At 38.0% G+C, this 13,044-nt stretch carries 10 protein-coding genes; 4 read left to right on the forward strand and 6 right to left on the reverse strand.

The window, feature by feature from the left end; translation table 11 throughout:
- Positions 1-429: 429 nt before the first annotated feature.
- Together FGM01_RS14680 and FGM01_RS01215 are read left to right on the forward strand one after the other, a co-directional pair.
- Positions 430-564 carry a hypothetical protein gene (locus FGM01_RS14680; RefSeq protein ID WP_262710768.1) on the forward strand — a complete coding sequence of 45 codons (135 nt, stop codon included), beginning with the start codon at positions 430-432 and terminating at the stop codon, positions 562-564.
- 254 nt (positions 565-818) lie between these two features.
- Positions 819-3,119 carry a penicillin-binding protein 1A gene (locus FGM01_RS01215; RefSeq protein ID WP_143409297.1) on the forward strand — a complete coding sequence of 767 codons (2,301 nt, stop codon included), beginning with the start codon at positions 819-821 and terminating at the stop codon, positions 3,117-3,119.
- On the opposite strand, the gene FGM01_RS01220 is transcribed toward FGM01_RS01215, so the two are convergent.
- A complete protein-coding gene (locus FGM01_RS01220; RefSeq protein WP_143409298.1) occupies positions 3,116-4,630 on the reverse strand; it encodes a DEAD/DEAH box helicase in 1,515 nt (504 codons plus the stop codon). The genes FGM01_RS01215 and FGM01_RS01220 overlap by 4 nt on opposite strands.
- Positions 4,631-4,848: 218 nt before the next feature.
- On the opposite strand from FGM01_RS01220, the gene FGM01_RS01225 reads away from it, so the two are divergent.
- Positions 4,849-5,565, forward strand: a complete 717-nt coding sequence (locus FGM01_RS01225; protein ID WP_143409299.1) for a Crp/Fnr family transcriptional regulator — start codon at positions 4,849-4,851, stop codon at positions 5,563-5,565.
- A 98-nt stretch (positions 5,566-5,663) separates the two neighbouring features.
- Positions 5,664-6,224 (forward strand): hypothetical protein, encoded by a 561-nt coding sequence (locus FGM01_RS01230; RefSeq protein ID WP_143409300.1) that lies wholly within the window; start codon positions 5,664-5,666, stop codon positions 6,222-6,224.
- 149 nt (positions 6,225-6,373) lie between these two features.
- On the opposite strand, the gene cysM is transcribed toward FGM01_RS01230, so the two are convergent.
- The 5 genes from cysM to FGM01_RS01255 all read right to left on the reverse strand — a co-directional run bounded on the left by cysM (position 6,374) and on the right by FGM01_RS01255 (position 12,976).
- Complete coding sequence (cysM, locus tag FGM01_RS01235) at positions 6,374-7,258, reverse strand: cysteine synthase CysM (protein ID WP_143409301.1); 885 nt, start codon at positions 7,256-7,258, stop codon at positions 6,374-6,376.
- Positions 7,255-8,046, reverse strand: coding sequence for a serine O-acetyltransferase EpsC (gene epsC, locus FGM01_RS01240; RefSeq protein ID WP_143409302.1), 792 nt, complete (start codon positions 8,044-8,046; stop codon positions 7,255-7,257). Before epsC ends, cysM begins: the two co-directional genes overlap by 4 nt.
- Before the next feature lie 303 nt (positions 8,047-8,349).
- Positions 8,350-10,224, reverse strand: coding sequence for a T9SS type B sorting domain-containing protein (locus FGM01_RS01245; protein ID WP_243735745.1), 1,875 nt, complete (start codon positions 10,222-10,224; stop codon positions 8,350-8,352).
- Complete coding sequence (locus tag FGM01_RS01250; RefSeq protein WP_143409304.1) at positions 10,221-10,733, reverse strand: DUF6155 family protein; 513 nt, start codon at positions 10,731-10,733, stop codon at positions 10,221-10,223. Before FGM01_RS01250 ends, FGM01_RS01245 begins: the two co-directional genes overlap by 4 nt.
- Positions 10,733-12,976 (reverse strand): FUSC family protein, encoded by a 2,244-nt coding sequence (locus tag FGM01_RS01255; protein WP_243735746.1) that lies wholly within the window; start codon positions 12,974-12,976, stop codon positions 10,733-10,735. The genes FGM01_RS01250 and FGM01_RS01255 overlap by 1 nt, the downstream gene beginning before the upstream one ends.
- Positions 12,977-13,044 lie beyond the last annotated feature (68 nt).

Below are 13,044 nucleotides of genomic sequence, written 5' to 3' on the forward strand. Positions count from 1 at the left end.
GCTCCTCTGCCCTGTCTATGAATGGTTTCAGTTATTTTATGACGAAAACTGTTAATAAATAGTTAAAATAGTACCTTTTATAACATAGTACTGTAACGAAAGTATAACCCGGTCGTCTTTTAAGTAGAAACAATCATTAAATTCATCAATTATGACAACTTTATCATTAAACACAAAAAGCAGAAAATCTTTTATGAACACAGAAGCTAATGCTAATAGCACAAGAATTCATAGCAGAAGAAGATTTGCTTAAACAATCAAAAATTCATCAATCATTAAATTTTATCATCATGAGAACTTTATCAAAAAACACCAAGAACAGAAAATCTTTTATGAATACCGAAGCCAATGCCAGTAGCACAGGTTTTATAATCAAAAGAAGATTTTCCTAATCACTAAAATCATCATCAACCATTAAATTCATCAATTATGAGAAATCTAGATAGCATCATTCAGGATTTGGAAACTACGCGGCAAGGAGGTGTTACCCACCGCAGGCCATTTCTAAATCTCAAAAGTTCCAGAGGTTATATCAAATGGCAGGAAAATAGATGTTATGCTTAAGACCTCACAGACCCGAAAAATACAGATCTGGAATTAGCCTTTTTAAGATCTATATTTAGAAACATTCGAAGTCATCACTTATAAACCGAATGTAATACAAACCCAAATTACTATTTTATGGAATATTTTGGAAGATAGCCGGTAAGCTCACGTTTACCGGCTATAATTTTTGGTTAAAAAAGAATTAAAATTAGCATAAAAAGGCTGTGTCAGGGATAAACATTCTGTTTATTTGCAGCATTTATCCTAAACAAATGTTAGAGAGAATAAAAAGACATCCCAAACTAAAATGGGCAATTTTGATCCTGATAAGCCTGACCGCTATTTTCTTTTTATTTTTTGGTAGTATTTATTTTGGCGTATGGGGGAAAATCCCCAGCTCCAGGGAGCTCACCGAACTACAGCAAAATAAAGCAACTCAGGTACTGGCAGCAAATGGTAAACTAATCGGGAAATTCTATATTTTCGATAGGCAACCTATAAAATTTTCGGAATTTCCAGATCATCTGCTGGAGGCTCTTATAGCTACCGAAGATGTAAGATTTTATGAGCATGACGGTATTGATAACCGCAGTCTCCTCCGGGTATTTTTTAAATCTATCTTATTACAGGACGAATCGGCCGGCGGGGGAAGTACCATTACTCTCCAATTGGCAAAGAATATTTATGGCCGTAAGGATTTTGGAATGTTTGGGATCGTCATCAATAAGATGCAGGAAGCAATTATCGCTAAAAGACTTGAAGATGTTTATTCCAAAGAAGAGATCCTGGAGCTTTATCTTAACACAGTACCCTTTAGTGACAACACCTATGGTATAGAAAGTGCTTCTTTGAAATTTTTTAATAAAAAAACTTCAAACCTGAGCCTGGAAGAAGCTGCGGTTTTAGTAGGGATGCTTAAAGCAAGTCATTACTATAACCCGAGAATATTTCCTGAACGCAGCCGCCTTAGACGCGATGTGGTTCTAATGCAAATGGCCCGTAATAACTATTTGAGCCTGGAAGAAGCCGAAGAGGCAAAATTAACCCCGCTGATCCTAGATTACAAAAGCTATAGTCATGATAAAGGAATAGCGCCATATTTCAGAGAGCAAGTAAGAAAGGACGTAAGTAAAATTCTTGACACTCTAAGAAATAAGGACGGCAAGAAGTTTAATATTTACCGGGATGGTTTAGTGGTTCATACTACTTTGAATTTTACCATGCAACAACTCGCAGAAGAGGCCATGCTGGAACATATGGAGGAATTGCAGGCTGCTCATGAGAAGTCGTATGGAAATAATGCACCATGGCTAAGGAATAAGGAAATTCTGAATGATGCCATCAAAAGATCTGAAAGGTACCAATCGTTACTAAAGCAAGGTTTATCTGAGTCGGAAATTTTAAAAAGGATGGAACAGGAACATCCTATGGAATTATTTAGCTATGCAGGAATGGAAACCAGAAATGCTAATTCTTTGGACAGTATAACCCATTATTTAAAATTTCTGAATTCCGGTTTGCTTTCGGTTGACCCTGAGAACGGTGGAGTTCAGGCCTGGGTTGGCGGGGTTGATTTCAGATTCTTCAAATATGACCACGTAGCACAAAGTAAGAGACAGGTTGGCTCCACTTTTAAACCTATCGTTTATACAGCAGCACTGGAAAATGGTATAGATCCCTGCTCCTATTTTTCGGTTAGGGAAGTTACCTATAAGGATGGCTGGACACCTTCCAATTCATCTTCAGAAGGTGATGATCCTAATATGAATTATAATCTGAAGACAGCATTGAGCCAATCCATGAATACAATTGCCGTCAAAGTATTGATGGAAACAGGAATAGGTAATGTGATTGAACAAGCCAGGGAAATGGGAATAACCTCAGATCTTCCGGGCGTGCCATCTATAGCGCTTGGGACTGCTTCTTTAAGCCTTAGTGAATTGGCCACGGCATATACCAGCTACGCCAATAATGGGTATTATTCAAGGCCATATTACCTGAGCAGGATCGAGGACGCGAACGGTAATATTCTGGCAGAATTCAAACCTGAAATATCAAAGAAGAAAGCTTTTAGCGACGATACCAGAAAGATTATGGTAAATATGATGCAGGCAACGGTTAATGAAGGCACAGCTACCCGTCTGCGTTTCAAATATGGCTTACAAAACGATATTGCCGGTAAAACGGGAACAACGCAGAACAATAAAGATGGATGGTTCGTAGGAATAACCCCGGAGCTGGTGTGTGTAACCTGGGTTGGAGCAGATGATCACCGCATAGGTTTTCGCAATACTGCAATTGGTCAGGGTGCCAACTCGGCCTTACCAATATTTGCGAAATTAATGCAGAAAATGAATGCAGATGCAGAATTTAACGAAATCACCAATGCCCGGTTTGCCCCATTATCGCAAGAACTAGCAGATATGCTGGAATGTCCCCCTCAGGAGAGGGACAATTTCTTTGAACGCCTGTTTTCAGGAAAAAATAAAGACAGGAGAAATGATGATCAAAAAGACAAAAAGAAAAATGGTTTCTTTAAACGCCTGTTCGGGAAAAAGGATAAGGATAATTAAAACTCCTTATTAATAGCCATTCTTAACTTTCGCGAATAATCTTCTTCAAGCCAGTCCCGGTAGTTCTTCGTGCTTTTGCTAATGCAGTAGGAGTATTTCCTTATGCGCGAAGAAATATCGTCTTTAAGCTCTTTTGCCAGAATCCTGGCATCAAAAACATCTTCACTATTTTCCACGCACATTTTAACATGTTGCTCCATAGACCATTCCAAAACCGCCTTGGATTTTAGTCCCTTTTTAATCACTTCATCATAAGCCGCTTCCACATCAAAATTAACATCTTCTGTCTTTGAGAACTGTTCACGAACTTCTGGAGGCATCTGGTACTGGAAATCTCTTTCAATCTCCTCATCACTAAGAAGATTTTCAAAATAGAAATCGGGCGACCTAAATATTTGTTTCCAGTCTACCGGGGTACTCCAGTGACCAAACCTGGCCATATTGTTCCCGAGATCTATGACATTAAATTCGCTTTTATCCTTTAGCACCCGTGATCCACGACCAATCATCTGGAAGTACAGGGTAAGAGATTTGGTAGCACGATTCAAAATAATGGTTTCTACAGTAGGTTCATCGAACCCGGTAGTAAGTATACTTACAGAAGTTACGATAGCATCAGGAGTATGTTTAAACCACTTTAAAATGTCTTTTCTATCCTGCTTGCTGGTGGTATTATCCAGATGCCTGATAGGTAAACCTGCATTTTTAAAAGTATGATAAACTTCTACAGAGGTATTTATACCGTTATTAAAAATCAGGGTTTTCTTTCCTTTAGACCTTTCATAGTAGGCCATAAGAAGTTTTTCCTGCATACTGTAGTTGGAATAAAGTTCTTCAGATGATTTTACCGTGTAATCACCATTCATTCCAACCTTTAAATTTGTAAGGCCTACGTTATAGCTGTAAATATTGGCCCGCGCCAAAAATCCTTTTTCGATCAAAGAATTAATAGAATCTCCAACAATCAACTCCCGGTAATTATCTTTCATGGGTAGTTTGATATTACTACTCAATGGTGTAGCGGTAACTCCAAGTATAAAACACTTTTCAAAGAATTTGAACAATTTTCTGAAGCTATTATAGTGGGCTTCGTCAATAATGACCAGGCCTATATCCTCGATCTCCAGTTTTTCGTCATTCAACCTGTTATTAAGGGTTTCGACCATGGCCACAAAACACATGTAATCATCCTGGTCTGGTAATTCCTTTACCTTACTGTTAATGATCTTATTACGAACTCCAAAACCAGATAACATTTTGGAGGTTTGTTTACAAAGCTCTATCCTGTGTGTGAGAATTAGTACTTTTTTATTTGTTCGCTGAATATATTCTCTCGTCATTTGAGAGAATATTACCGTTTTACCACCACCGGTAGGCAGCTGATAAAGAAGATTGTAGTTTTCTGGATGTTCTTCTATCACCCCAAAAATCTTATTGATATCTTTTTGCTGATAGCCGTATAATTCCTTGTCTACTTTCTTCTTTTCAATACCAAATGTTTCTAACGCCATAGAGTCCTTTATAAGTAAGCAATTTTGCAAAAATAAGGCATTTTAAACTTTACTCAAAAATTAATTGCCGAATATGAAACATTATTTAAAGCAGTCTTTCCTTAAAAATTACGTATTTTTAGGCTGTTGATTTTTACTATTCATATTCTTTTCGAGACTGAAAGAATTTCTCTGATTTTTCATCCCCCGGAAAATTTTGAAACTTAAAATCCGGTGGCTTGATCTCTGCAGAAAAATTATATACCACATACCAGGCTGTATTAAATAACTGCGAATTGTTCTCGGGATTATCGCGCGAACAGTGGCTAGACCTTTTACAGGACTTTCATGAAGAAAAATGGACCCGTAATACCTGCATTATTAATCACCAGAAATTTCTTTTTCATTTTTATATAATTACCAGCGGCAGGTTAAAAATGTATAATACAGATAAGCATAGCGAGAAAGAACACACCTTATTCCTGCTAAAAAGATCTGATGTATTTGATATTTTTTGTCTTTTCGATGGCATTAAACATAGAGTATTTTACGAATGCCTGGATGACATTAAAGTTCTGGCTATCCCTATGGATAAACTTCGCGACTGGTTAAAGAACAATCCCGGGCAATATCAATTTTTTCTGGCTTATGCCGGAAAAATGATGAGAACATTAGAGGAAAATGTCTCCCAGCTCATTTTTCAAAATATCTCCATTCGACTGCTAAAATTACTTATTGAAAATGTTAATGCAGAATCACAAAAGCTGGAATTAATTAATGACCTTCCAAATAAAGAGATCGCAAATTTAATTGGATCTACAAGAGCAGTAGTAAACCGGCATCTGCAACTGCTAAAACAAAATGGCTTAATAAATATAGCGAGAAATCAGTTAGAGGTTCAGGATTTCTCACAGCTTTTAAAAGAGTTACAGGAACAGGATAAAAGTGATAAATAACCTACTTGTGCTACTTAAGTCGTTTATACACAGTTAAATATATCCTAAATTGCAGATTCATTCCTTAAATTTTTTATTCATCATTAATTCATTAAATCATGAAAAAGATCATCACATTAGCACTAGTAGTATGTTGGGTACTAACTTCTTATTCCCAGGAAATTATTGAACTTGACGAAACTACATTAAATTTTAGTCCAACTGGCGAAATCGTATTTGAAGACTACCAAAATGGAGTTTTAAAAGTTAAAGAAACTTATCAGCACCAATTTCAATCTAATGCCATTGCATTTGTAAATGAAAATTTTGATATTGGGCGATACAGGGAAGAATCTGGAAACCTTGACGGGAATATTTTTATCACCCTTAGAAGTCCTAAAGGGCAATTAACAGCTCAATTTGACCACAAGAATCAATTGGTTAACACTAATCAGAAATTTAAAGATGTCCCCTTGCCATTTGACGTGAGAAATGAGGTTTATGCCCAGTTTAAAGGATGGACCATTAGTAAGAACAGATATTTCGCTTCGGGCAGAGAGGCAAATATTGACAAAGAGAAGTATATCGTATACCTGGAAAAAGATAAGTCCAGGGAAAAAATTAAAATTACTCCTTCCCGTAGTTCAGTAACCGGGGTAGCGACGATAGAAAAATTTTAATTAATAGATATGGAGGCTGTAAGAAAATTTAGCGCTGTCTAAATCTCATAAGACAGAATGTTAAAATGTAATAGTAGTTAATAAATGGTTGATCTCTCAGATCACAAAATCACACAGAGTTAACGCTAAGATTTCATACAGCCTCTCTTTTATTCAAAAAGTTCAGATGATAGATAACGGTCTCCACGATCACAGATAATACTTACCACCAAACCTGACTCCAGTTCATTACAAAGCCTGATAGCAGCGGTTGCTGCTCCTCCACTACTCATACCGGCAAATATTCCTTCTTCTTCAGCTAATCTTCTGCTCATTTCTATAGCTTCTTTCTCACTTACTTCTAAAACCCTGTCCACTTTCTTAGGATTAAAAATCTTTGGTAAATAAGCTTCTGGCCATTTTCTAATGCCGGGTATCCGGGAATCATCGGTTGGCTGCACTCCTACGATCTGGATCTCCGGATTCTTTTCCTTTAAATAGGTACTGCTTCCCATAATGGTACCGGTAGTTCCCATCGAAGAAACGAAATGGGTGATTCTTTTATTGGTATCAAACCATAGCTCAGGCCCGGTTGTTTTATAATGGGCCTGCCAGTTGTCATCGTTGGCAAATTGATTTAGCATGAAATATTCGCCGGTATTCATTTTCTCTTCGGCAAAATCCCTTGATCCTTCAATCCCGTCATCGGCACTTGTCAAAATCACCTTAGCACCATATGCACGCATGGTTTGAACCCTTTCTACCGTGGAATTTTCAGGCATGACCAATTCAATGTTCAGACCAAAAATACCCGCGATCATGGCCAGGGCAATCCCGGTATTTCCACTGGTGGCTTCTATTAATTTGGTGTTTTTATCAATATCTCCACGATCCAGTGCACTCTTTATCATATTATAGGCCGCCCTGTCCTTTACACTACCCCCGGGATTTTGACCTTCAAGCTTAAAATACAGTTCTACTCCTTCTTTCTGAAAAACCCGTTTAGCTTTAACAAGAGGAGTGTTACCTACCAGATCTAAAATTGAATCGTTCATTTTTCTATAGAATTTTTTATACTTATTTGAGGAGTATGGGAAACCATGGAATTTTCAGGAACAGATTTAGTTAGCCAGACGTTACCTCCTATCACGCTGTTAGCGCCAATTACAGTTTCTCCTCCCAGGATGGTCGCATTTGCGTATATGGTCACATTACTCTCTATGGTAGGGTGTCTTTTAATATTTCTAAGTGTGCGGTTCACGGTTAGTGCCCCAAGGGTAACTCCCTGATAGATCTTTACATTGTCTTTTATTACCGCGGTTTCTCCAATTACGACCCCGGTAGCATGATCTATAAAAAAAGATTTTCCAATTTTAGCTCCGGGATTTATATCTGTACCGGTAATACTATGAGCGCATTCTGTCATTAACCGGGGAACCAGGGGTAAACCAAATTTGTAAAATTCATGACTAAGCCTGTAGGTGGCTATGGCAAAGAAACCCGGATAGGATAAGTAAACTTCTTCTACAGAATTTGCGGCCGGATCATTTATGGCGATCGCCTGGGCATCCAGGTTTAATTTTTCCAGGATCCCCGGGAGCATTTGCAAATAATCCTTCCAGATGTCCTGGCAGGGTGAACCCGGTTCCCAGCAAACCAGTTTTGCCAGCACCTCAAAATCCATCCCTAATTCCATGAGATTATCTTTAACAGCCGTCTGTTTATCGAAAAGAGTATAAAATAGCTTATGGGTAAACGCTTCTGTTTTAGTTTTAATACTCAGATTAAGATTAGGCAGATTCTTCTGTTGCTCAATTTGAGAAATTATTTTTTCGATCTCCATAACGTTGATATTGGCTCTTAAATTTACTTATTTACAACGACTTCGTAAAGCACGTAAATATTCAGAAAGATTAGGTGAAAACTGTAGTTAAAGATTTGCCAAGGTAAAAACAAGTTGACCGAATGTGATTTAAATTAGTGTATTAAATTTTTTATATATGGCAACAGAAAAAAGCCCTAAAAAAGATTCTAAGAGTCAACAAAAACCGACTCCAAAATCCAAGGATCAGGGTAAATCCAAAAAGTAATTATTGATTTTTTTACCGAACAATTTCAGGCCATCTCCAAAGGATGGCTTTTTATTTTATCTTAAAAGGGAAAAGTGACCTGTTTTATTTTCCATGCCATCTATGCTAATATAGTACCAGTAATCGTCAGCCGGAAGGTCTCTTCCGTTGTAAACACCATCCCAGGTAAAGTTCGCTCCGTTATCCTGTATTAAAAGTTTCCCGTACCTGTCAAAAATCCTGATCTCAGACCTGTCAAAAAACTCAAGACCCCGTAATTCAAACCTATCGTTATAACCATCATTATTGGGGGTGATCATTCTGGGGATCACAATATGTGCAAAACGTAGAGAAACTATACTGCATCCTTCGGTATCGCGGATATAGCCGGTATAAATTCCCGCCTCAACAGATTCGAAAATCGGGGAAGTTTGAAAATTATTTCCATCCAGAGAATACAAAAAATCTCCCTGGTCCACTGGATAAATCACTACATCTTCTCCTACTGATTTTACTTCTTGGATTTCAGCAATCTCTGTAGGATTTACTGTAAACTCTTTGCTGGTAAAACAACCTTCAGGTGAAATTACCTTTACCGAATAAATACCCGGTAAATTTATATTTATAGATTCGGTGGTTTCTCCCCCAGTCCATTCATAATCGTAGCCAGATATGCCGGCACTTAAGGTAAGAGTGGACTCAGGACAAATTTTTATTACTTCATCTTCCAGTTCAGGTAAATTGCTCCTGGTAAATCGCACTGCAGTTCTCTGGCTCGCGCCGCATTCGTAAATAGGATCAATTGCTTCTGCATAATAGACACCGGGGGATACCGGGAAAAAAGTATTAGTATTTTCAGCCAGTAGGTTACCCCCGGTTTCTGCATCATACCAGTTGATTAACAGGTTACTTTCTGCAGTAACTTTTAAGGCCGGGGCGGGTTCATTCTGGCAGGCAAAAACATTCCCCTCGCTTAGAGGTGGTTCCGGTGTTTGGATGATCTGTACGTGAAAAGCATCAGAAGCTGAACTACATACATTACTATTCAAATTTATAATGTCTTCGGCTACCTTTATCCTGTAAAAGACAGGTTCGTTTATTTGAGCAGTTTGGTATATATTACTGTTTGCCCCGGGAATATCTCCCCAATCTTCACCATTCAAACTTATTTGCCATTGGTAAAACTGCTGCTGGTAGACTGAACTATCAGCATTCGCTACCAGAGTAAGTCTAATTGGTGTATCTGCTTGACACAGGTAGAAATCATCACCGCTCTGCCCGTCTGAGGAAACTGTAGTAAGGTCACCACAGGATCTGAAAATAATATCATCAATTGCCAGATCATTTCCACATCCTCCTTCACCGTTATTAAACATCTTTAAAATAACAGATTCCTGTCCGGGTTCTGATCTGAAGGTAAGGGCGAACTGATTCCATTCAGGATTTGAAGTTGCATTAATATTGGGGGTGTCACCTGCTTTAATAAGGTTGGTGTCTGTTTCATCCCAGATCTCGAACCTTACATTATTTGGAATCCCACCTGCTTCACAATCATTACTGTCTGGGTCATACACATTCATTAAAAATGCCGAAAACTCATAGGTAGTGCTTTCACAAAGGCCGGTAATTTCCTTCCGGTAAAACCTGCCTGCAGTAAAATCTGCATTTACAACCAGCGCTCTTCCACCAGAAATATTTGTATCTGGGAAACCTTGATGCCACGAAGTTATTTCATTTCCAATATCATCTGAGATAGTGTATTCACCATCCTGTGGATCACCTGTGACATAAGTATAATTAGTGATTTCAGGAGAAAGAGGACTTCCGGTGCCGCTACCCCCTCCAAAATTCTCGTGGAAAATAGGGTCACCTTTACTGCCACTGCAAAAACCTAATTGTGCAAAAGAATTTTGCAGAAAAAAAAAGAATATAAATGCTAATATATATTTCAAAGAAAACGATCTTTTAGCTGTTCGAACTGATAAGTGTTGACCCATTTTTGATCTTCAGCTTCCTCACCTATCTGGTAAATACGTTTCACGAATTCGTTAGATATACCCTTATCTATGACAAAATTTACAACCTGCTCGAATGATTTCAGCATACTTTTCTGGAATCCTTCTGAAATATTTTCCCTGTCCCTGGAATAAGTCTGGGCCACTTCGATGTTATAAAGCATAACATCTGCAAGAGCATGAGCTTCCATTTCTAATTTCAAAAAATGCTTGATCAGTTTGTGCGCTACAGATCTTCTCGCTTTGGGTCTGCGGTTATTAGGAGGGAAATACTCTTTGGAGATTTTGAATTTAGCTTCTCTAACCAGTTTCTCTTCATTTGGATTAAAAACAAAATTATAAAAGGTCTTTACCTCTGGGAAACGCTCATAAAGATCCAGTATCTGCTCCTCCAGTTCCTTTTTGGGCAGGGAATTAATGTATTTCTTAAATGCGCGTTTACTCATTAGCCTACATTCAACTTTTCCATATTTAATTTAAGTTTCTCAGAAATATCGAGTAACCATTCTAATTGTTTGGTTACCAGATGAGCCTCCTGTAATTGAAAGCGCATTTGCCTGTCTATTTTTTGTTTCCCGGCTTTGATCTCAAGATCTCTTTTTTCTGCAAGTTTATCGAATTTATCCTGAAGGGCCTTACCTGCGTTGGTTATCTCTTCAGATTTTTTCCTGATTAATACCTTTTCTTCAAGAATATTTAGACTGTTTTTGAGATTTATAATGATCCCGTTTGTATAGGTTTCAAAATCCTTAGATGCGCTGGTGGTGGGATGGGTTCTAATATAAGTACCCAAAGAAGCGAGGGCAGAAAGAAAAGTATGATTTAGGCCAACGATCTCATATATAAGACTAAGCTGCTTTTGTCTCGATTTGGGTTCCTGCGTCATTCGTTGAAATGCTCCGCTAAGTTCACCCATATCCAGAAAAGCTCTTTTTCTCGCAAGTTTATAGGAAACCGGAAGCGATCTTTTATCATGGTAATAATGGTCGATTTCTTCCAGGTATTTAAGATTTGCTTTAACTGAAGCTGCGATAACCTTGTTAAGATTTTCAGATTCCCACTTTGGCCATAAAATTAAATTTCCAAAGGCGGCTAGGCCTGCACCAATCATAGTATCAATTACTCTATACTGAATTACATTTATCACATCTGGTTGCAGTAAGGCGTAAATAAATATGATACTCAAAGTAATAAAGATCGCTGCCGTAGTGTAATTCCTTTGAATGAGAGAAAATGCGAGCGTAAGAGACAATATACCCAGAATTGCATACACCGTGGTGTTCTGAGTAATAAACACGATACCTACGGCAATAGCGGCTCCAATTAGAGTACCAATAATCCTTTTACGTGTACGCACTTTGGTGAGACCGTAATTTGGCCTCATGATAACTACAACCGTTAATAATATCCAGTAAGCGTTCTGTACTGAAAAAAAGGTTCCAATAAAATATCCAACCAGGACAACAATGGCCAACCTGAGTGAATGCCTGAAAATAGCAGAATCAAAGTTTAAATTATTCTGCAGTGTGTTTAAACTATACTCCTGTTGGGTAAGAAACTTTCGAACTTCTTTTTCCTTCACTAAAAGCCTGGGTTTACCTTCTAGGTTTCTAAGGATCCTGTCTATATTATTGATTTTATTTGCCTGCCTGGACTGATAGTCAAAAAGATTTCGAAGCAGTATCATTTCTTCCCGCCTTTTTCCAAGGTCTATTTTTCTCCGAAACTTATCGAGAGCTGCTTCAATTGTTTTTAAAGCTTCAGGAATTTCATTTTTTGGAAGTTCAGAATTCTTTTGGACGGCCAGGGCTATATCCTCCAATTGCTTAGCCATTTTAAGACTGAAGTCGGCAAAAACGTTCACCTCGTCCTGATCTTCTTTAAATGAAGTGAGCATGGTTCTTTGATCTATAGGATTGGCCATAGCCAGTTCCAGCATGTCCACAAGATCTATAAATATCATTAGTCTTTTACGGCCGTAACCTGAACTTCCTGAAGATTGGCGTTTTGAAATTAGAATTTCCCGCAGGCTTTCATGATGTTCATTTAAATCGGTTTGACTTTGAAACAATCTTTTTTGAATTTCCTGTTCATCAGTATCCGGTCTGTATAATTGTACCCTTAGCCTTAGATACTGTGAGGTTAGTTCCATTGTCTCACCTATTAATTGTTCGGTGGCCCGTTCGGGTTTAATTAGATACCAGCTAACACTAACCAGCAAATACCAGATTCCGCCAATACCAATCAAAATAGATTTTTCCCAGATCTCGATTCCGGAGGAAATATTGGCAAAACTCAATACCACTGCCAGTAACCCGGAGAAAGTAACCAAAGATGCCCTGAAACCATATACAGAAAGGAATGAGATCGAAAACATCATAATGGCGAGCATGGGGATAAGCATCCATAAACTTAATGCCGCATATCCCGCAATACAAAAAGATACGGTTCCCAGAAGAGCCGCAGCCATAATACCTAGAACTTTATGTTTAAAACTACCCGGTACATCACTTGGGGAAGAAAGTAAACAGCCCATGGCCAGGCTAACGCCAATTTCAAGTGTCCCGAAATTCGAAAAAAAACCTATAGGGACCACAATAGCTATGGTCAACACGATAGCTTTTGAAAAGTCTGTACTCCTCAAAAACTTAATAAGGTCATTTTGATATTTCCTGAACCGGCCTGTCAATATATAATCAATTTTTAAGCGCTGAAAATAATGCTTTAAGTCTAACTATTACTGCTATCTATAATATT

Source organism: Christiangramia sabulilitoris, assembly GCF_007050985.1.
GTDB classification, from domain to species: domain Bacteria; phylum Bacteroidota; class Bacteroidia; order Flavobacteriales; family Flavobacteriaceae; genus Christiangramia; species Christiangramia sabulilitoris.